Source organism: Luteimonas kalidii (assembly GCF_029887935.1).
GTDB lineage: Bacteria > Pseudomonadota > Gammaproteobacteria > Xanthomonadales > Xanthomonadaceae > Luteimonas > Luteimonas kalidii.
The window spans coordinates 506,678-526,012 of record NZ_JARXRO010000020.1 but is presented as its reverse complement, the minus strand read 5'-3'; the positions used below and the strand labels follow the sequence as shown (position 1 = coordinate 526,012).

Genomic DNA, 19,335 nt, shown 5'->3' with positions numbered 1-19,335 from the left:
GAGGCCTGCCATGAGACGCCGCCTGTTCCCCTCGATCCCGCAAAGCCTGACCGTCTTCGCCTTCTGGGTGCTGATGGCCGAGGACTACCGCCCGGGCACCCTGCTCATGGCCGCGCTGCTGGCGTGGCTGATGCCGCACATCGCCGCGCGGCTGGAGCGCGAGTTCGCGCGCCTGGGGAACGTGTGGATCCTGGTCCCGCTGGCGATGCGGCTGATGGTGGACATCGTGATCGCCAACGTCACGGTCGCGCGCCAGGTGCTGGGCCCGGAGGCCCGCCTGCGTTCGCGCTTCGTGTGGGTGCCGCTGGACCTGACCAACATCCACGGCATCTCGGCCCTGGCCAGCATCATCACCCTCACCCCGGGCACGCTCAGCTCCGAACTGTCCGAGGACCGCCGCCACCTGCTGGTGCATTGCCTCGACGTCGACGACCCGCAGGCGATGATCGACGACATCAAGCGCCGCTACGAGGCGCCGATGCTGAAGGTGTTCCCATGATCGGGATCGAGGTCGACCTGTTCATCGCCGGCGGGCTGGTGGTGGTCGGCATCGCGATGCTGCTGTCGCTGTGGCGCCTGGTCCGCGGGCCGACCGCACCGGACCGCATCCTGGCGCTCGACACGCTGTACGTGAGCACGATCGCGCTGCTGGTGCTGTTCGGCATGTACCTCGACACCGAGATCTATTTCGAGGTCGCGCTGATCATCGCCATGCTCGGCTTCTTCGGCACCGTGGTGCTGAGCAAGTACGTGGTGCGCCGGGACATCGTCGAATGATCACCTGGCTGGTCGACCTGCTGACCGTGATGCTGCTCGTGGTGGGCTGCTTCTTCGTGTTCCTCGGCAGCTTCGCGCTGGTCAAGCTGACCCGCTTCTTCCACCGCATCCACGGACCCACCAAGGCCAGCACGCTCGGCGTGGGCTGCATCCTGGCCGCGTCGATCTCCTACCACGCCGTGCACGGATCCGGCCTGCATCCGCGCGAGCTGCTGGTCGCGGTGTTCCTGTTCCTGACCGCGCCGGTCGCCGCGCACCTGATGTCGCGTGCGGCGCTGTCGCTGATGGACAAGCGGCCCGAGGATCCGTCCGACCCGACCGGACCCGAGGGCCACATCCGCGACGATGCCGATGAACGCGCGGAGAAGCACGCGCGCGAACGCTTGCAGCCGCGGGACGGTCGTTAGCCCGCCGGCACCGCCCCGGGCAGGCGCAGCCCGCCCCGCGGCGTCGGTCAGAGCATCAACAGTTCGGCCGCCACCCAGGCCAGGAACGCCAGCAGCAGCACCGCGCCCTCGGCCCGGCTGATGCGCATCTCGCCGCGCAGCATCGGCAGCATCAACGCCGCCAGCACCAGCGCCGCCGGCAGCTCGAAGCGGACGAACGAGGCCGGCACGGGGACATCGCGCACCATTGCCATGCCGCCGACGACCAGCAGCAGGTTCACCAGGCTCGAACCGATCACGTGGCCGGCGACGATGTCGCCCTGCCCGCGCCGCGCCGCGGCCATCGCCGCGGACATCTCCGGCAGCGCGGTGCCGATCGCCACCACCAGCAAGCCGGCGAGCAGCGACTCCATCCCCAGCACCTGGCCCAGCGCGAGACCGCCCTGCACCGTCCACTTGGCGCCGAACGACAGCAGCGCGATCGCCAGCACCAGGCGCACGAGGTTGAGCACCGGATCGGTGCGGGTCTCGGCGAAGCCGGCGAATTCGCTGCGCAGTTCGGGCTGGCGGCGGCCGAAGGCCCAGGCGAAGCCCAGCACGGTGACGAACGCGGCCACCAGCACCACGCCGTCGAGCCGGGTCAGGCGTCCGTCCTGCCCCAGCAGGATCGTCGCCAGCGTGGCGACCACCAGGCACACCAGCAGCGACGGCAGCGCCTTCCACCGGATCAGCAGCGGCGCGCACAGGGCAGCCGCGCCGAGTGTGAGTCCGAAGTTGGCGATGTTGCTGCCGACCGCGTTGCCGAGCGCGAGGGCCGGATCGCCGATCCACAGCGCGCGCAGGTTGACCGCCAGTTCCGGGATCGACGTGGCGAACGCCACCAGGAACAGGCCGGTGGTGAACGGCGACAGCCCGAAGCGCCGCGCGAGTCCCGCCGCCGCCTTGACCAGCGAGTCGCCGCCAAGCGCCAGCAGCACGATGCCCGCGACGAAGTAGAACAGTGCCCCGGTCATCGCGACGCCCCCGTCCATCGAAGTGGCGCGATTCTAAGCCGGATGCCTCCCGTGCGTCAGGAACAGCCCTCGACGTAGTCCACCTGCGGCGGCACCCCGATGCGCCACTGGTCGACCCGGCCCTGGCCGTCGAGCTCGAACACCAGCGCGGCCTCGCCACCGCCGGCGTCGGTCACCCGCAGCACCTTGCCGGCCGGGTCGTACTTGTGCGGCTGTTCCTCCACCCGGCCCGCGTACAGCGTGCGCACCTCGTCGCCAGCCATGCCAACGTTCGCCCCGCCGGGCGCGGTGACCGACGCGTCGCGCACGTCGATGCGTACGAAGCGGTCGCCCTCGATCATGAAGGCGGTGCGGAAGCCCTCCGCCCCCAGCGGCTGCGGAATCAGGTAATGGCAGCCGCCCGGTTCCGCAGGCTGCGCATCGCCGAGGTCGCCGCCCCAGGCCTGGCGCACCGCCTCGGCGGTGGCGCCGAAGGCGGCCGGACCGAAGCCGGCGAAGGTAATGGTGCCTTCTGCGGGCCCGTCGACCCGCAGCGACCCGGTGGCCTGGCCGGCGGTGGCGGGCGGAACGGCCCGCTCCGGCTGGTCCGGCGCGGTCGCGGCCGGCGCGGCGGCCGCAGCCGGGGCGGCGCTGTCCGACGCCGGGGCGTCGGTGTCGCGCTGCGGGCTGCAGGCGCACAGCGCGACGATGCTGGCGGCGAGGATGGACAGGTGCAGGCGCATGCGGCGCTCCGGTGGTGATGTCGGGGCGCAGCCTGCCAGCGCGCGCGTGAGCGCGGCGCAGAGGCCGGGCAGACGGTGGGGCCGTGGCTGACGCGCGGACGCCACGCCGCGCGCGGACGCCCTCAGCGCGGGGGCGAGAAGTGGCTGCGCAGCCCGGCCCAGCAGGCCTGGTAGTCGCGCTGCCGATGCCCGGCCTCGGCCGCCTGCCGCGTCGGCTTGAGTACGCCCCGCGTCTCGAACATGAAGGCCATGGTGTCGGCGATGACGTCCGGCTTCGACAGGTCGGCGGAGGAAGCCTTCTCGAACGTCGCCGCGTCCGGTCCGTGCCCGCTCATGCAGTTGTGCAGCGAGCAGCCGCCCGGCGCGAAGCCTTCGGCCTTGGCGTCGTAGGCGCCGTGCACCAGGCCCATGAACTCGCTGGCGACGTTGCGGTGGAACCACGGCGGGCGGAACGTGTCCTGCTGCACCAGCCAGCGCGGCGGGAAGATCGCGAAGTCCATGTTGCCCACGCCCGGCGTGTCGCTGGGCGAGGTGAGCACCAGGAAGATGCTCGGATCCGGGTGGTCGAAGCTGATCGAGCCGATGGTGTTGAAGCGGCGCAGGTCGTACTTGTAGGGCGCGTAATTGCCGTGCCAGGCCACCACGTCCAGCGGCGAGTGGTCGATCGGCGCATGCCACAGGTGGCCGCCGAACTTGGCGATCAGTTCGAAGCCGCCGTCGAGCTGCTCGTACGCGGCGACCGGCGCCAGGAAGTCGCGCGGGTTGGCCAGGCCGTTGGAACCGATCGGGCCGAGGTCGGGCAGCCGCAGCAGGGCGCCGAAGTTCTCGCACACGTAGCCGCGCGAGGCGCCGTCGGGCAGCTCGACCCGGAAGCGCACGCCGCGCGGGATCACCACGATCTCCTGCGGTTCGACGTCGAGCACGCCCAGTTCGGTCGCCACCCGCAGCCGGCCCTGCTGCGGCACGATCAGCAGCTCGCCGTCGGCGCTGTAGAAATAGCGCCCGCGCATCGCGGTGTTGGCCGCGTACAGGTGGATACCCACCCCGGCGTGCGCGTCGCTGGCGCCATTGCCGGCGACGGTGTACAGGCCTTCGACGAAATCGGTCGGGGCCTCGGGCAGCGGCAGCGGGTTCCAGCGCATCTGGTCGGGCGAGACCGGCGTCTCGCCGAAGCGGTCGTGGAAGCGCGGCTGCGCGAACGGCTCGAAGCGGCCATGCATCGCCGCCGGCCGGATGCGGTAGAGCCAGCTGCGCCGGTTCTCGCCCCGCGGTGCGGTGAACGCGGTGCCGCTCAGCTGTTCGGCATACAGCCCGTGCGCGACCTTCTGCGGCGAATTGCGCCCCACCGGCAGGGTGCCGGGGATCGCCTCGGTCGCGAATTCGTTGCCAAAGCCGGACATGTAGGAGTGCGTGGCGGATTCGGTCATTGACGTGCCTCTCAGGCCCCTCTCCCCGTGGGAGAGGGGCTTCCTGGAGCGCGCAGCCTACAGCACGCCGCGCTGCATCTGGTCGCGCTCGATGCTCTCGAACAGGGCCTGGAAGTTGCCCTCGCCGAAGCCCTCGTTGCCCTTGCGCTGGATGATCTCGAAGAAGATCGGGCCCAGCGCGTTCCTGGTGAAGATCTGCAGCAGCTTGCGCTGTTTCGTCTCCGGGTCGGCGTCGATCAGGATCTTGTTTCGGGCCAGGCGCGCGACGTCCTCGCCGTGGTCGGGGATGCGCTGGTCGATCACCTCGAAGTAGGTGTCCGGCGTATCCAGGAATTCGACGCCCTGCGCACGCATCGCCTCGACCGTCTCGTAGATGTCGTCGGTGAAGCAGGCGATGTGCTGGATCCCCTCGCCGTGGTAGGTGTCGAGGTATTCGTTGATCTGCGACTTCGGATCGCTCGATTCGTTGAGCGGGATGCGCACCATGCCGTCGGGCGCGGTCATCGCCTTGGACAGCAGTCCGGTCTTGGCGCCCTTGATGTCGAAGTAGCGGATCTCGCGGAAGTTGAACAGGCGCTCGTAGTAGTCGGACCACTTCGCCATGTTCCCCTGGTAGAGGTTGTGGGTCAGGTGGTCGATGAAGGTCAGGCCGAAGCCCTTGGGCATCAGGTCCGCGCCGGGCAGCACCTCGTAATCCGGGTCGTGGATCGTGCCCTTGTCGTCGTAGCGGTCGACCAGGTACAGCATGCAGCCGCCGATGCCCTTGATCACCGGCGCGGCCACGGCCTTGCTCAGCTCGTCGCTGGCGTCGAAGGCTTCGGCGCCGTTCTTCATCGCCTGCACCCGCACCCACTCGGCCAGCTTGCTGAAGCGGATGGCGAAGCCGCAGGCGCTGGGGCCGTGCTGGGCGGCGAAACGCGCGGCGAACGAGTCGGGATCCTCGTTGATCAGGAAGGTGCAGTCGCCCTGGCGGTAAGTGCTGATCGGGCGTGTCCTGTGGCGCGCAACCTGCACGAAGCCCAGCCGCTTGAAGTAGTCGTGCAGCTGGCCGGCCTGTCCGTCGGGCGCGGCGTATTCGACGAATTCGAAGCCGTCGATGCCCATCGGGTTCTCGAACGTGGCGACCTGCATGCCCGCATGGGCGGGCGCCTGTGATTGCGCTGTCATGTGATACTCCTCGCGGGGAAGGCGACGCGGCCGGGCGCCGGGACCGCCTATTCTATAGTTTCACGAGAAACCAACAGCAAGGTGCAGCGCATCATGTCCGACCCAGCTGTCTCACAGGAACATGCGATCCTCGATCTGGAGCGTTTCCTGCCCTACCGCCTGAGCGTACTGTCCAACCGGGTCAGCAACGCGATCTCCAGCGAGTACCACCGCCGCTTCGGGCTGGCGATCACCGAATGGCGGGTGATGGCGGTGCTGGGCCGCTATCCGGGACTGTCGGCGCGGGAGGTCACCGAGCGCACCGCGATGGACAAGGTCGCGGTGAGCCGCGCCGTGGCCCGGCTGCTGGAGCGTGAACTGCTCAAGCGCGACATCCATGGCGACGACCGCCGCCGTTCGGTCCTGGCGCTGACCGACGCGGGCTATTCCGTGTACGACGAAGTCGCGCCGATGACCCTGGCCTGCGAACGCCGCCTGCTCGGCCCGCTGTCGGAAGAGGAGCGCGAACTGCTCTCGCGCCTGATCGACAAGCTCGCCGGCGAAGGCATGGACGAGATGCTGCGGCACATCTGAGCCGCCGCGCACGGGCGGCCCGACCGGCTCCCGTGCGCGCCCGCCCACCCCGGGATCAGGGGCGGGTTTCCTTGCGCACGTCGACGCCCGCCGCGACCGGTTCGCCCAGCTCGCGGGTGCCGGCCAGGTCGGCGTCGTCGCGCAGTGTGTCCAGGTGCATCAGGCGGCGCACCAGCGGCGCGATCACCAGCATGCCCGCGCCCACGCCCACCGCCAGCCAGCCGACGTTGGAATAGACCTCCAGCACCCGCTCCGGACCGGCGCCTTCGCCGCCCGTCGCCGCCGAGATCAGGCCGGCGGCGAAGTTGCCGGTGGCCGAGGCGAAGAACCACGCGCCCATGATCAGGCTGGCCATGTGCGCCGGCGTCAGCCGGTTCATCGCCGACAGGCCGACCGGCGACAGGCACAGCTCGCCCATGGTGTGGATCAGGTAGATCAGGAAGATGAACAGCACCGGCGTAGCGCCGGATTCGCCGGCGTTGGCGCCCATCACCAGCACCAGGAAGCCCAGCCCCACCTGGACCACGCCGAGCGCGAACTTGGTCGGCGTCGAGGGCTCCATGCCGCGCCGGCCGAGGGTCAGCCACAGCCACGCGAACACCGGCCCCAGCATCACGATGTAGATCGCGTTGAGCGACTGGAACATCGATGCCGGGACCTCCCAGCCGAAGATGCTGCGGTCCACCGAGCGGTCGGTGAACAGGTTGAGCGACGCGCCCGCCTGCTCGAACAGCGCCCAGAACAGGATCGAGCCGATGATCAGGTACATCGCCGCGAAGATGCGGTCGCGGTCGTGCCGCGGCAGCTTGGCCACCGCCACGTACAGCACGTAGCCGACCAGGAGCGCGCCGGCGACGCCGAGCAGGCCGCCCACCAGCTTCTGGTGCTGGATCATGAACCACACCAGGCCGACGGCCGCGAAGCCGAGACCGTACAGCAGCCACTCGAAGCGGATGCCCGCCACCGATCTGGTCAGCCGCGCCGCGTCGGGCGCCTCGCCCCGCCCCATCAGCAGCGGCTTGCCCAGCACGAACACCACCAGGCCCAGCAGCATGCCCACGCCCGCCGCGCCGAAGCCCCAGGCCCAGCCGTAGGTCTGGCCCAGGTAGCCGGCGATCAGCGAACCGAGCGCCGCGCCCAGGTTGATGCCCATGTAGAAGATCGTGTACGCCGGGTCGCGGCGCACGTCGGTGCGCGGGTACAGCTGCCCCACCATCACCGAGATGTTGGCCTTCAGGAAGCCCGAGCCGACGATGATGAACGCCAGCGCCAGCCAGAAGATGTTGATCTCCGACGCGCTCTGCCCGCCATCGCCCTCGAACGCCATCAGGAAATGGCCGAAGGTCAGCAGCACCGCGCCGAACGCCACCGCCTTGCGCTGGCCCAGGTATCGGTCCGCCAGGTAGCCACCCACCACGGGCGCGATATACACCAGCGCGGTGTACGCGCCGTAGATCACCGAGGCCTGCTCGTCGGAGAACATCCAGTGCTGGACGAGGTAGAAGATCAGCAGCGCGCGCATGCCGTAGTAGGAGAAGCGCTCCCACATCTCGGCGAAGAACAGCACGAACAGGCCACGCGGGTGGCCGAGGAGGGTCTTGCGTTCTTCTTCGGCGTACGGATTGCTGGACACGGGCGAGGGTTCCTCCACATAGGGGACGACCGCCCTCGAGGCGGTCGTTTCGCACGTAACTTAGCCCCGCAGCGCCGGGATGGAAAGCGCCGGCGGCGCCGGGCGGGCCCTCAGCCGCGGCCGGCGGCCGGGTTCAGCCGGCCGGGTACACGTAGCTCGAGCCCACCCCGAGCGGGATGCCGAAGGCCCAGAACGCCAGCAGGAAGCCGGTCCACAGCACCAGCAGCGTGAGCGAGAACGGCAGCATCAGCGCCAGCAGGGTGCCGATGCCGCTGGACTTCACGTACTTCTGGCAGAACACCACGATCAGCGGGAAATACGGCAGCAGCGGCGTGATGATGTTGGTGCTCGAGTCGCCGACGCGGTAGGCGGCCTGGGTCAGGTCGGGCGAGATCCCCAGCTGCATCAGCATCGGCACCATGATCGCGCCGATCAGCGCCCACTTGGCCGAGGCCGAGCCGACCATCAGGTTCACGAAGCCCGACAGCAGCACGATCCCCACCAGGGTCACGCCGGTCGGCATCCCCATCGCCTGCAGCGCGTTCGCGCCCTTGATTGCCATCAGGGCGCCGAGGTTGCTCTGGCCGAAGGCATAGATGAACTGCGCGGCGAAGAAGGCCATGACGATGTAATAGCCCATCCCGCTCATGGCCCTGGCCATGCCCTGGATGACGTCGCGATGGGTCTTCACCGATCCCGCGACGTAGCCGTAGACGATGCCCGGCACCACGAACAGGATGAAGATCAGCGGCACGATCGACTGCATCAGCGGCGCGGTGGCGACGAGCAGTTCGCCGGCGCCGCTGGGCGCATCGGCCGGCGCGCGCCAGGCCGAGCCCGCGGGCACCGAGGTCAGCACCAGCACCACCGCGAGCGCCAGCATCGACCCCACCGCCAGCAGCAGGCCGCGGCGCTCGCGCGCGGTGAGCGCCTCCATCGTCGGCATGTCGGCGGCATCGCCGTCGACCTCCGTGTTGCGCAGGCGCGGCTCGATCACGCGATCGGTCAGGAACCAGCCAACGAGCACGATCAGCGCCGTCGATGCGGTCGTGAACACGTAGTTGTTCAGCGGGTTCACCACCACTGCCGGGTCGATCAGCCGGGCCGCTTCCTGGGTCAGGCCCGAGAGCAGCGGGTCGAGGCTGGAGGGGATGAATGTGGCCGAGAAGCCGCCCGACACGCCGGCGAACGCGGCCGCGATCCCGGCCAGCGGATGGCGGCCGGCGGCGTAGAAGATCACCGCGCCCAGCGGAATCACCAGCACGTAGCCCGCGTCCACCGCCACGTGGCTGAAGATGCCCACCGCAATCAGCATCGGGGTGAGCAGCATCTTCGGCGTCACCGACAGGATCGCGCGCAACGCGGCATTGATGAAGCCGGTGTGTTCCGCCACGCCCAGGCCCAGCATCGCCACCAGCACCACGCCCAGCGGCGCGAAATTGACGAAGGTGCGCACCATCTCGGCCATGAACGCGGTGAAGCTGGTGCCGGCGAGCAGGTTGCGGATCTGGATCGGATCGCCGCTGCGCGGATCGAGTTCGTCGAAGCTGACGTTGGCCAGCAGGGCCGACACCCCCCACACCACCAGCATCAGCAGCAGGAACAGGACTGCCGGATCGGGCAGCCGGTTGCCGACGCGCTCGACGGCGTCGAGCACACGGGTGACGGCGGTGGACCTGGGCGCGGCGGCGTTCTGGGCTGGCGTCATCTGGGAGTCCCCGGTTCAGGATCTGGTTCGTCGGCGATGCTAGCAGCGCGCGGCCCGCCGCCCATTGCGAGGGCGGCCGCGAGCAGTGCATCGAACCCGGCGTGGGCCGGCAGCAGCAGGGCGCGCGCCTCTTCCAGGCCACACCAGCGCATGCCGACATGGCCGCCGGCGGCATGCGCCACCGGCGTGCCGCGCCACGCATGGAGGCCGAACGCGCGCAGGCGCCAGGGCTCGGGCTGGTCGCCGCACAGTTCGCCCAGCGGCTGCAGCGCACCGGCGTCGATGCCCAGTTCCTCGCGCAGCTCGCGCCGCAGCGCCGCCTCCGGCGTTTCGCCCGGTTCGAGGTGGCCTCCGAAGATGTCCCAGGCATCGGCCAGCCATGCCGCATCCGGTGCCCGCCGGCCCAGCAGCACGCGCGCGTCCCGGACCAGCAGTGCGCCGACGCAGTCGTGGCGCATCGCGCCCTACCGCCCCGGGCCGATCTGGGTGCGCACGTCGAACAGCTCCGGGAAGAAGGTCAGGTCCAGCGCCTGCCTGAGGAAACCCACGCCGGACGAACCGCCCGTGCCGCGCCGGAAACCGATGATCCGCATCACCGTGCGCATGTGGCGGAAGCGCCAGAGCTGGAACTGCGTCTCCAGGTCCACCAGGTCCTCGGCCAGCGCGTACTCGCGCCAGTGGCGGGCGGTGTCCTCGTAGATCGCCTCGAACACCGGCAGCAGCGCTTCGTCGCGCACGTGCGGCCGGGTCCAGTCGCGCTGCAGGTGGCGTTCCGGGATGGCGTGGCCCCAGCGCGCGAGGTACATCAGGAACTCGTCGTACAGGCCCGGCGCTTCGAGCACCTCGCGCAGGCCGGCCTGGCCCGCCGGATCGTGCGCGAACACCTTGAGCATGGCCGCGTTCTTGTTGCCCATCAGGAACTCGAGTGTGCGGTACTGCAGCGACTGGAAGCCCGACGACGGCCCCAGCACGTCGCGGAACTCCATGTACTCGGACGGCGTGAGCGTCTCCAGCACCGACCATTGCTCGGTCAGCTGGCGCAGCACCTGCTTGCAGCGCGCGATCACCTTCTGGCACTGCCACACCTGGTCGCGGCGCAGGAAGCCGATCGCCGCGGACAGTTCGTGGATCGCCAGCTTCAGCCACAGCTCCGAGACCTGGTGCTGGACGATGAACAGCATCTCGTCGTGGTGCGGCGGCGACGACAGCGGCTGCTGCGCGGACAGCAGCAGGTCGAGCCGCAGGTAGCCGGAATAGGTGATCCTGCCGTCGAGGTCGGTGTGGATCCCTTCCTCGAGCGGCCGTTCGTTGTCTTCGATGGCCATCGCGCGAGGGTAAACGCATCGCGCCGCGGCGTCATGCAAACGACACCCGGGCGGTGCACAATCGGCCGCTGGCAGGGGGGCCGGCCACCCAGTCCCGAGCGGACTGACACACAGGAGCGTGCAGTGGGCATTCGCCTCGTCCGCCGGCTGTTGCCGGCCCTGGTCCTTTTCTCCGGCCTGTGCGCCGTCAGCGCGCAGGCGCAGGTCGTCGTCAGCCAGGTCTACGGCGGCGGCGGCAACAGCGGCGCGCCCTACACGCAGGATTACGTCGAGCTGTTCAACCGCGGCACCGAGGCGGCATCGCTCGGCGGCCTGTCGGTGCAGTACGCGAGCGCCACCGGCACCGGCAACTTCGGCGCCGGCAGCAGCCAGATCCTGGTGCTGCCCGCGGCCACGCTCGAGCCCGGCCAGTATTTCCTCGTGGCGCTGGCGGGCGGCAGCAACGGCGCGCCGCTGCCCGCGGCCGACGCCACCGGCACCATCAACATGTCCGGCAGCGCCGGCAAGGTGGCGCTGGTCGAATCGACCGCGACGCTCGGCTGCAACGGCGGCAGCACTCCGTGCACGCCGGCGCAGCTCGCGCTGATCGTCGACCTGGTCGGCTTCGGCGGCGCCAATTTCTTCGAGGGCAGCGGCGCGGCGCCGGCGCTCAACAATGCCAGCGCCGCGTTCCGCGCCGACGGTGGCTGCACCGACAGCGACGACAACGCCGCCGACTTCTCCAGTGCCGCGCCCGCGCCGCGCAACAGTGCCTCGATCCCCGCGCCCTGCGCCGGCGGCGGCACCGTCTACGCCAGCATCGGCGACACCGCCGCGGCCGAAGGCGACAGCGGCACCACGCCGTTCTTCTTCACCCTCCAGCTCAACCAGCCCGCGGGTGCGGGTGGCGTGAGCGTGGACTGGGCCACGGCCGACGGCACCGCAATGGTGGCCGACGGCGACTACATCGCCGCCAGCGGCACGGCGACGATCGCCGAAGGCTCGACCTCGGTCACGATCGGCGTGGATGTGGTCGGCGATACCGCGACCGAAGCCGACGAGACCTTCTTGGTCGACCTGTCCAACGCCGTGGGCGCGGAACTGGCCGACGCGCAGGCGACCGGCACGATCCTCAACGACGATGTCGAGACGGTCGCGATCGCCGCGATCCAGGGCGACGGCCAGCTGTCCCCGTACAACGGCATGGCGGTGGCCACCACCGGCATCGTGACCGCGCGCAAGAACAACGGTTTCTTCCTGCAGACGGCCGACGGCGAGGACGACGGCAACCCCGCCACCTCCGAGGCCGTGTTCGTGTTCACCTCGACCACGCCGCCCGACGCGGCCGCGGTCGGCAATCGGGTGCTGGTGCAGGGCACGGTGGACGAATACGTCCCCGCAGCCGATCCGCACCAGCTGCCGCTGACCGAGCTGGTGAACGCGAGCGTGACCGCGCTGTCGGGCGGCCATGCGCTGCCGGCGCTGGTGGCGCTGACGCTCGAGCTGCCGAACCCCGCCGACGGCCTCGACCAGCTCGAACCGCTGGAGGCGATGCGAGTCGTGGTGCCCAGCGCCACGGTGGTCGCGCCCACCGGCGGCAACGTCAACGAGGCCCAGGCCAACGCCACCAGCAACGGACGCTTCGCGGTGGTCGTCACCGGCCAGGCGCGCCCGTTCCGCGAGCCGGGCATCCCGGTGCCCAATCCCGATCCGCTCGGCAGCGGCGCGACCGGCATCCCGCGCTGGGACTTCAATCCCGAGCTGATCGCGGTCAACAGCACCACCATCGGCGCCCCGGCCGCGAACGTCGCCGCCGGCTGCGTGATCGTCGATGCAAGCCTGGTCGGACCGCTGGACTACACCTTCCGCCGCTACACCGTGTATCCGGAGGGCACGCTCACGGTCGACTGCAGCGCCACCGGGCTGCCGGCACCGGCGCGTGCGCCGACCGCGGACGACGCCACGCTCGCGACCTGGAACCTGGAGCGCTTCTTCGACGACGCCAACGACCCGGCGATCGGGGAACCGGTGCTCACCGCGGAGGCCTTCGAGCGACGCCTGGGCAAGGCCTCGCTCACGATCCGCGGCTACCTGCATACGCCCGACGTGGTCGGCGTGGTCGAGGTCGAAAGCCAGCCGGTGCTGCAGCGCCTGGCCGACCGCATCAATGCCGACGCGGTGGCCGCGGGCGATCCCGATCCGGGCTACACCGCGCACCTGCTGGAAGGCAACGACGTCGGCGGCATCGATGTCGGTTTCCTGGTCAAGGGCCTGGAGGTGGCGCCGGGCGCGCCGCGTGTCGAGGTCCTCGACGTGCGCCAGCACGGCGCGGGCGAGACGCTGGCCAACCCGGACGGCAGCACCAGCCTGCTCAACGACCGCCCGCCGCTGTCGCTCGAGGGCCTCGTCCATTTCGATGACGGGCGCAGCTGGCCGTTCACTGCGATCGTGGTGCACCAGCGCTCGCTCAACGATGTCGACAGCGACGAGTCCGGCAGCAACGGCTGGCTCACGCAGGGTCAGCGCGTGCGCGCCAAGCGCCAGGCACAGGCGGATTTCCTCGCCGACCTGGTGCAGGACCTGCAGCTGGCCGATCCGGTCCGCAACCTCGTGGTGCTGGGCGACTTCAACGCCTTCGAGTTCAACGATGGCCTGGTTGACGCCATGGGCACGGTCACCGGCCTGCCCGCGCCCGATGCGCAGACCGCGGTGGACGGCGACGGCGTCGACCGGGTGGAACCGAACCTGCACAACCTGACCCTGCTGGCCGACGCGGACGAGCGCTATTCGTTCGTGTTCGACTACCAGGCGCAGTCGCTCGACCACGTGCTGGTCAACGACGCGCTGGTCGAATCGCCACTGGTCGCGGGCATCGAACTCAGCCACGCGCGCATCAACGCCGACCTGCCCGAGGTCGCGCGCAACGAGGCCGACAGCCCCGTGCGCCTGTCCGACCACGACCCGGCGCTGCTGCTGGTGCGGATCGCCGCCGGGCGCGTCGCGGACCTGTCGATGGAACTGGAGGCGCTGTCGCCCACGGTCGCGCCGGGCGCGGTGCTGGAGTTCGCGGCGGTGGTCGCCAATGCGGGGCCGGACGATGCCGACCATCCCGGCACGGGCTTCGTATTCGATGCCGGACTGGCGGACGTGGCCGTGGCTGCGCCGGATGGCTGGAGCTGCGAATCGCCGCTGGTCGAAGACGGCACCACCACCGTCGCCTGCAATGCGGCCTCGCTGGCGGCTGGCGACGAGGCGGTGTTCGCGCTCACGGCCACCGCCCCGGCGGCACCGGAGGGCAACGAGATCGGCCTGGCGGCCGCGGTTACCGCACAGACCGAGGATCCGGACACCGGCAACAACGACGCCAGCGCCACGGTGCGGGTCGAGGATCCGTTCGCCGGCATCCCGTGGCTGCAGGATGGCGTCGCCGTCGCGGACCTCTCCGGCGCGGCTGGCGACGAGTTGCTCTACCGCATCGACGTGCCGGTGGGCGCGCGCAACCTGCGTGTGCTGAGCTACGGCGGCAGCGGCGACGTGAGCGTGCACGTGGCACACGAGCGCCTGCCCACGACGGACGACTTCGACGGTCGGTCGCAGCGTCCGGGCAACAACGAAACGGTCGCGATCGCGATGCCGGAACCGGGCACGTGGTTCGTGCGCGTCTCGGGTGTCCGGGCCTTCGCCCGCGTGTCGCTGCGCGCGAGCATCACGCCGTAGAGTCGCGCCTTAGAGTCGGCCGCCCGCGACGCACCGACGCGGGCAGCGCCCGGCCCTCCGGGGCCGGGCATCGCGTGGCGCGCGAGAGCGCGCCGAAGGCCGCGTCGGCCCGCCATCGCAAAGGCCACGCCCGATCTGCAGCACGCCCCAGCGGACGAGGTCGCGCAACAGGGGCGCAAGCACAGCCAGGCGCCGCGCGCATGACGCGCCGCGCAACAGATCCTTACGCGGGAAACCTTATCATCGGCGGTCCGACGACGACCGGATGGCCGTGCATGCGCGTTGCCGCGAGCTTCGAGATCGAATACCTGCAATACCTGGGCGCCGATGGCCGGATGATGGCCGACCTCCCGGCCTCGGCTCCACCGCCGGACGAGGTCCTGGCGCTGTTCAGGCAGATGCTGTTCCTGCGCGCCTTCGACGGCAAGGCCGTCGCCCTGCAGCGCACCGGCAAGCTGGGCACGTATGCGCCCTGCCTGGGCCACGAGGCCACCCAGATCGGCATCGGCGCGCGCATGCGTCCGGAGGATGTGCTCGCACCCAGCTACCGCGAATACGGCACGCAGATCATGCGCGGCGTGCGACTGCGCGAGATCCTGATGTACTGGGGCGGCGACGAGCGCGGCAACGACTACCAGGTGGCGCGCCACGATTTCCCGTGGGCGGTACCGATCGCCACCCAGTGCCTGCACGCGGCCGGCGCGGCGCTGGCGTTCAAGCTGCGCGGCGAGCCGCGCGTGGCCGTGACCTGCTGCGGCGACGGCGGCAGCTCGAAGACCGACACCTATGCGGCGATCAACGCCGCCGGTGCGTACACCCTGCCGTTCGTGCAGTGCATCATCAACAACGGCTGGGCGATCTCGGTGCCGCGTAGCGCGCAGACCGGCGCGAAGACCCTGGCGCAGAAGGGACTGGCCGGCGGTCTGCACTGCCTGCAGGTGGACGGCAACGACCTGTTCGCGGTGCTCGAAGGCATGCGCCGCGCGATGGAACGTGCCCTGGGTGGCGAAGGCGGCAGCGTGATCGAGTTCATGACCTATCGCCTGCACGACCACACCACCGCCGACGATGCGCGCCGCTACCGCGACGAGGCCGAGGTGAAGGATGCATGGACCCGCGACCCGGTGACCCGTCTGCGCACCTGGCTCGGGGCGCAGGGACTGTGGGACGAGGCACAGGAGAAGGAGTGGCTGGCCGAATGCGCGCGCCTGGTCGACGTCGAGATCGACGCCTACCTCGAGACGAAGACCCAGCCGCCCGAGGCGATGTTCGACTATCTCTACGCCGACCTGCCGCCGGATATCCTCGAGCAGCGCGCGCAGCTGCTGGCGCTGGAGGGACGGGCATGAAGGCCGCCGTCGACCGCACGAAGATGGACCCCGCCGACGCCCCGGCCGGCAAGGCCATCACCCTGATCGAGGCCGTCACCCAGGCCCTGGCCTGGGAAATGCGCCACGACGAATCGGTGGTGGTGCTGGGCGAGGACGTAGGCGTGAACGGCGGCGTGTTCCGCGCCACCGCGGGGCTGCAGCAGCAGTTCGGGGCGACGCGCGTGCTCGACACGCCGCTGGACGAGACCACCATCGCCGGACTCACCGTCGGCATGGCCGCGATGGGCATGAAGCCGGTGGCCGAGGCCCAGTTCGACGGCTTCGTCTACCCGATGCTCGACCACATCATCTGCCACGCCGCGCGCTTCCGCTATCGCACGCGCGGGCGCCTGACCTGCCCGATGGTGCTGCGCGTGCCCTGGGGCGGCGGGATCCGCGCGCCGGAGCACCACAGCGAGGCCAACGAGGCGATGTTCACCAACGTGCCGGGCCTGCGCGTGGTCCTGCCCTCCTCGCCCGCGCGCGCCTACGGCCTGCTGCTGGCGGCGATCCGCGAGCCGGATCCGGTGATCTACTTCGAGCCCAAGCGCATCTACCGGCAGTACAAGGAGCTGGTGCCCGACGACGGCGAGGCGCTGCCGCTGGACGTGTGTTACGTGCTGCGCGACGGCAGCGACGTCACCCTGGTCACCTGGGGCGCGCAGGTCAAGGAAACCCTGGAGGCGGCGGAGCAGCTCGCGGGCGAAGGCATCAGCGCCGAGGTGATCGACGTGGCCACGCTCAAGCCGCTCGACTTCGCCACCATCGCCGAGTCGGTGGCCAAGACCGGGCGCTGCGTGATCGTGCACGAGGCGCCGCGCACCGCCGGCTTCGGCGCCGAGATCGCCGCGCGCCTGGCCGAGCACTCGATGTACGACCTGGTCGCCCCGGTCGAGCGCGTCACCGGCTACGACACCCACATGCCCCTGTTCCGGCTGGAGATGAAGTACATGCCGGGCGTGGACAAGGTGGTCGCGGCGGCGAAGCGCACCGTGGCCAATTCCTAGCGCCGCAGCGCGGGCGACTAGTCCCGGGCGCGACGCAACGGCGGCCGGCAGCGTCAATCCACATGGACATGGCGGGATCGCCCGCCCGACGGAACCACGACATGGCGAACACCAAGACCTTCCTGCTTCCCGACCTCGGCGAGGGCCTGCCCGACGCCACCATCGTCGAGTGGTACGTGCGCGAGGGCGACACGATCCGCCTCGACGACAACCTCGTATCGATGGAAACGGCCAAGGCCGTGGTCGATGTTCCGTCGCCGGTGTCGGGCAAGGTGCTGGCACTGGCCGGCGCCGCCGGCGACGTGATCACCACCGGTGCGATGCTGGCGGAGTTCGAGCTCGACGCCTCCCAGCCGCAGCGCGCCGAAGGCCAGGACACCGGCCACCACCACGGCGCCCCTACGCGCAAGGGCGTGGGCAGCCAGGATCCGGCGCCGGACGACCGCGTGGTGGCGTCCACCGAGGGCGGCGCGATCGAACAGACCGGCAAGTCCCCGCCTGAGGAGAAATCGGAGCCCGGCGAGGGCGAACGCGCCGACAGCGGGACCGTGGTCGGCGCGATGCAGGCCTCCGACCAGGTGCATGCGGAAGCGGCGGTGTCGTCCGGCGGCGTGCGCGCGATGCCCGCGGTGCGCGCGCTGGCGCGCAAGCTGAAGGTGGATCTGTCGCGCGTGCGCGGCAGCGGCGCAGACGGCGTGGTGACGATGGCCGACGTGAAACAGGCGGCCGCCGACGGGTCCGCCTCGGCGCCGGCGGGCGCGGCGGCCGCCCGTCCGTCGTCGCCCGCGGGGCAGGCGCGCGGGACCGCAGCGCCACGCGGGCAAGCCAGCCCGACGCGCACGCCCGAGCAGCGCACCGCGATGTCCGCCAGTGGCAGGCCGATGCGGACGCAGTCCCCGTCGGTCACGGCCACCGGACAGCCCGAACCGCTGCGCGGCGTGCGCCGCAACATGGCGCGGGTGATGGCCGATGCGCACGCGAAGGTGGTGCCGACCACCCTCGTGGACGATGCCGACATCCATGCCTGGCATCCCGGCAACGACATGACCGCGCGCCTGGTGCGCGCGATCTGCGCCGCCGCGCGCGCGGTGCCTGCGCTCAATGCCTGGTTCGACGGCGACGGCCTCACCCGCACGCTGCATCCGCACGTCGATCTGGGCATCGCGGTCGACACCGCCGACGGCCTGTTCGTCCCCGCGCTGCGCAACGCCGACCTGCTCGACGCCCGCGGCGTGCGCGAAGGCGTCGACCGCCTGCGCGCGCAGGTCGAAGACCGCAGCATCCCCGCGGCCGAGCTCGGCGGCCACACCATCTCGCTGTCGAACTTCGGCATGTTCGCCGGGCGCTATGCCACGCCGGTCGTGGTGCCGCCGAGCGTGGCGATCGTCGCCGCCGGGCGCGGCCGCCACCAGATGGTGCCGGTGGTGGGCGGCTTCGAGTCGCGCAAGGTCATCCCGCTGTCGCTGACCTTCGACCATCGCGCCTGTACCGGTGGCGAGGCCGCGCGCTTCCTCAAGGCGCTGCTCGACGATCTGGCGCTGCCGGAGTAGGCGCATGCCCGAGACGACGTTTCGCGCCCTGGTGCCGATGCTGCGCACGCGCGATCTCGACCGCGCGCTCGCGTTCTACGTCGGGCGCCTGGGCTTCTCGCTGACGCGTCGCAGCGACGCCGACGGCTGGGCCAGCCTGTCGCGCGACGGCATCGAGCTGATGCTGTCCACCCTGCATGCGGATGCCACGCAGGCGGACGGTACGTTTCCCGGCTCCCTGTACGTCCGCCTCGGCGATGCCGCCGCCGTCGACCAGCTGTGGTCGACGCTCGACGGCCACGCGCGCGTCTCGTATGCGCCGGACACGTTTGCCTACGGCATGCGCGAGTTCGGCATCCACGACCCGGATGGCGTGCTGCTGCAGTTCGGCGCACCGGTCGCCCCACCCTGCTGACCCCGACGGGAGGATCCCATGCCACACCACAGCCGCCTGAGCACCTTCGTGCTCGATTGCGAAACGGACGACCTGGCACCGCACGTCGAGTTCTGGAGCCGTGCGCTCGGCAAGCGCGTCGATGCGCTGGACGAGGACGGCGACGGCAAGTATGCGCGCCTGCACACGGAGGCCGACGAACCGGTCCTGCTGCTGCAGAAGGTCCCGCACCCCGCGCGCATCCACCTGGACATCGAGACGGACGATGTCGATGCCGAAGTCGAGCGCCTGGTCGCACTGGGCGCGCGCAGGATCGAGCAGGTCCATACCTGGTGGGTGATGGAGGCCCCCAGTGGCCACCGCTTCTGCGTGGTGCGCCCGCAGCGCACCCCCCTCGGTCCGCACCTCAATCGCTGGGACTGAGTTCGTTCGCGTTGCCGCCACGGGTGGCACTCGATCACGGCGCCTGCGGTCCGACGTGATTCGTCTGGGCACAGCCCGACGCGACGGGTCCGGCGGATCCCGAGAGCGCGCTGTGGCGGTGCCCCGCGGCGCGCGACAGCCGGCGCCAGCTTGCTTGCCCCGCGCACGCGGCGCAGGCCGCGCCT

18 protein-coding genes are annotated in these 19,335 nt (G+C 70.6%); 10 read left to right on the top strand and 8 right to left on the bottom strand.

Annotated features, from left to right (window positions below):
* The first annotated feature begins 10 nt into the window (after positions 1–10).
* Genes QFW81_RS15920 through mnhG form a run of 3 tightly spaced genes read left to right on the top strand, consistent with a single transcriptional unit; the run spans position 11 to position 1,184 of the window.
* Entirely contained in the window at positions 11–499 is a 489-nt protein-coding gene (locus QFW81_RS15920; protein WP_280580163.1) for a Na+/H+ antiporter subunit E, read from the top strand.
* Entirely contained in the window at positions 496–777 is a 282-nt protein-coding gene (locus QFW81_RS15915) for a K+/H+ antiporter subunit F (protein ID WP_280580162.1), read from the top strand. The genes QFW81_RS15920 and QFW81_RS15915 overlap by 4 nt, the downstream gene beginning before the upstream one ends.
* Positions 777–1,184: a monovalent cation/H(+) antiporter subunit G gene (gene mnhG, locus QFW81_RS15910; RefSeq protein ID WP_425604072.1), complete on the top strand. Its 408-nt coding sequence runs from the start codon at positions 777–779 to the stop codon at positions 1,182–1,184. Before QFW81_RS15915 ends, mnhG begins: the two co-directional genes overlap by 1 nt.
* A 47-nt stretch (positions 1,185–1,231) precedes the next feature.
* Here the strand turns inward: mnhG and QFW81_RS15905 are convergent, their stop codons facing one another.
* From QFW81_RS15905 to hppD, 4 genes are all read right to left on the bottom strand, one after another.
* A complete protein-coding gene (locus QFW81_RS15905; RefSeq protein ID WP_425604071.1) occupies positions 1,232–2,176 on the bottom strand; it encodes a sodium:calcium antiporter in 945 nt (314 codons plus the stop codon).
* A 56-nt stretch (positions 2,177–2,232) separates the two neighbouring features.
* Positions 2,233–2,898, bottom strand: a complete 666-nt coding sequence (locus QFW81_RS15900) for a hypothetical protein (RefSeq protein WP_280580156.1) — start codon at positions 2,896–2,898, stop codon at positions 2,233–2,235.
* 122 nt (positions 2,899–3,020) lie between these two features.
* Entirely contained in the window at positions 3,021–4,325 is a 1,305-nt protein-coding gene (gene hmgA / locus QFW81_RS15895; RefSeq protein WP_280580155.1) for a homogentisate 1,2-dioxygenase, read from the bottom strand.
* A gap of 57 nt (positions 4,326–4,382) precedes the next feature.
* Positions 4,383–5,492 (bottom strand): 4-hydroxyphenylpyruvate dioxygenase, encoded by a 1,110-nt coding sequence (hppD, locus tag QFW81_RS15890; RefSeq protein ID WP_280580154.1) that lies wholly within the window; start codon positions 5,490–5,492, stop codon positions 4,383–4,385.
* A gap of 93 nt (positions 5,493–5,585) precedes the next feature.
* Between hppD and QFW81_RS15885 the strand changes: the two genes are divergently transcribed.
* Positions 5,586–6,065, top strand: a complete 480-nt coding sequence (locus QFW81_RS15885) for a MarR family winged helix-turn-helix transcriptional regulator (protein WP_280580153.1) — start codon at positions 5,586–5,588, stop codon at positions 6,063–6,065.
* Between the two features lie 55 nt (positions 6,066–6,120).
* Here QFW81_RS15885 and QFW81_RS15880 read toward each other — a convergent pair whose 3' ends face one another.
* The 4 genes from QFW81_RS15880 to QFW81_RS15865 form a co-directional block, all read right to left on the bottom strand.
* The gene (locus QFW81_RS15880) at positions 6,121–7,698 is read right to left on the bottom strand and encodes a peptide MFS transporter (RefSeq protein ID WP_280580152.1); all 1,578 of its coding nucleotides are present in this window, start codon (positions 7,696–7,698) and stop codon (positions 6,121–6,123) included.
* A 133-nt stretch (positions 7,699–7,831) separates the two neighbouring features.
* Positions 7,832–9,406, bottom strand: a complete 1,575-nt coding sequence (locus tag QFW81_RS15875) for an AbgT family transporter (RefSeq protein WP_280580151.1) — start codon at positions 9,404–9,406, stop codon at positions 7,832–7,834.
* Entirely contained in the window at positions 9,403–9,864 is a 462-nt protein-coding gene (locus tag QFW81_RS15870) for an NUDIX domain-containing protein (protein ID WP_280580149.1), read from the bottom strand. The genes QFW81_RS15875 and QFW81_RS15870 overlap by 4 nt, the downstream gene beginning before the upstream one ends.
* 6 nt (positions 9,865–9,870) lie before the next feature.
* Positions 9,871–10,731 (bottom strand): tryptophan 2,3-dioxygenase, encoded by an 861-nt coding sequence (locus QFW81_RS15865; RefSeq protein WP_280580147.1) that lies wholly within the window; start codon positions 10,729–10,731, stop codon positions 9,871–9,873.
* A gap of 123 nt (positions 10,732–10,854) precedes the next feature.
* Here QFW81_RS15865 and QFW81_RS15860 point away from each other — a divergent pair, with 123 nt between their 5' ends.
* The 6 genes from QFW81_RS15860 to QFW81_RS15835 all read left to right on the top strand — a co-directional run bounded on the left by QFW81_RS15860 (position 10,855) and on the right by QFW81_RS15835 (position 19,150).
* Positions 10,855–14,427 (top strand): lamin tail domain-containing protein, encoded by a 3,573-nt coding sequence (locus QFW81_RS15860; RefSeq protein ID WP_280580146.1) that lies wholly within the window; start codon positions 10,855–10,857, stop codon positions 14,425–14,427.
* Between the two features lie 275 nt (positions 14,428–14,702).
* A complete protein-coding gene (pdhA, locus tag QFW81_RS15855) occupies positions 14,703–15,776 on the top strand; it encodes a pyruvate dehydrogenase (acetyl-transferring) E1 component subunit alpha (RefSeq protein WP_280580145.1) in 1,074 nt (357 codons plus the stop codon).
* Positions 15,773–16,804 carry an alpha-ketoacid dehydrogenase subunit beta gene (locus QFW81_RS15850; protein ID WP_280580144.1) on the top strand — a complete coding sequence of 344 codons (1,032 nt, stop codon included), beginning with the start codon at positions 15,773–15,775 and terminating at the stop codon, positions 16,802–16,804. Before pdhA ends, QFW81_RS15850 begins: the two co-directional genes overlap by 4 nt.
* A gap of 101 nt (positions 16,805–16,905) precedes the next feature.
* Positions 16,906–18,354, top strand: coding sequence for a dihydrolipoamide acetyltransferase family protein (locus tag QFW81_RS15845; protein WP_280580142.1), 1,449 nt, complete (start codon positions 16,906–16,908; stop codon positions 18,352–18,354).
* Positions 18,355–18,358: 4 nt separating this feature from the next.
* Complete coding sequence (locus QFW81_RS15840; protein WP_280580141.1) at positions 18,359–18,748, top strand: bleomycin resistance protein; 390 nt, start codon at positions 18,359–18,361, stop codon at positions 18,746–18,748.
* Positions 18,749–18,766: 18 nt separating this feature from the next.
* The gene (locus QFW81_RS15835) at positions 18,767–19,150 is read left to right on the top strand and encodes a VOC family protein (RefSeq protein ID WP_280580140.1); all 384 of its coding nucleotides are present in this window, start codon (positions 18,767–18,769) and stop codon (positions 19,148–19,150) included.
* Positions 19,151–19,335 lie beyond the last annotated feature (185 nt).

Bases quoted from the DNA above. Each gene is read 5' to 3' on its own strand.
- hppD (WP_280580154.1), bottom strand. From the start codon at position 5,492: ATGACAGCGCAATCACAGGCGCCCGCCCATGCGGGCATGCAGGTCGCC.
- QFW81_RS15915 (WP_280580162.1), top strand. From the start codon at position 496: ATGATCGGGATCGAGGTCGACCTGTTCATCGCCGGCGGGCTGGTGGTG.
- QFW81_RS15865 (WP_280580147.1), bottom strand. From the start codon at position 10,731: ATGGCCATCGAAGACAACGAACGGCCGCTCGAGGAAGGGATCCACACC.
- pdhA (WP_280580145.1), top strand. From the start codon at position 14,703: ATGCGCGTTGCCGCGAGCTTCGAGATCGAATACCTGCAATACCTGGGC.
- QFW81_RS15900 (WP_280580156.1), bottom strand. From the start codon at position 2,898: ATGCGCCTGCACCTGTCCATCCTCGCCGCCAGCATCGTCGCGCTGTGC.
- QFW81_RS15885 (WP_280580153.1), top strand. From the start codon at position 5,586: ATGTCCGACCCAGCTGTCTCACAGGAACATGCGATCCTCGATCTGGAG.
- QFW81_RS15875 (WP_280580151.1), bottom strand. From the start codon at position 9,406: ATGACGCCAGCCCAGAACGCCGCCGCGCCCAGGTCCACCGCCGTCACC.
- hmgA (WP_280580155.1), bottom strand. From the start codon at position 4,325: ATGACCGAATCCGCCACGCACTCCTACATGTCCGGCTTTGGCAACGAA.
- QFW81_RS15845 (WP_280580142.1), top strand. From the start codon at position 16,906: ATGGCGAACACCAAGACCTTCCTGCTTCCCGACCTCGGCGAGGGCCTG.
- QFW81_RS15850 (WP_280580144.1), top strand. From the start codon at position 15,773: ATGAAGGCCGCCGTCGACCGCACGAAGATGGACCCCGCCGACGCCCCG.
- QFW81_RS15920 (WP_280580163.1), top strand. From the start codon at position 11: ATGAGACGCCGCCTGTTCCCCTCGATCCCGCAAAGCCTGACCGTCTTC.
- QFW81_RS15835 (WP_280580140.1), top strand. From the start codon at position 18,767: ATGCCACACCACAGCCGCCTGAGCACCTTCGTGCTCGATTGCGAAACG.
- QFW81_RS15905 (WP_425604071.1), bottom strand. From the start codon at position 2,176: ATGACCGGGGCACTGTTCTACTTCGTCGCGGGCATCGTGCTGCTGGCG.
- QFW81_RS15870 (WP_280580149.1), bottom strand. From the start codon at position 9,864: ATGCGCCACGACTGCGTCGGCGCACTGCTGGTCCGGGACGCGCGCGTG.
- QFW81_RS15840 (WP_280580141.1), top strand. From the start codon at position 18,359: ATGCCCGAGACGACGTTTCGCGCCCTGGTGCCGATGCTGCGCACGCGC.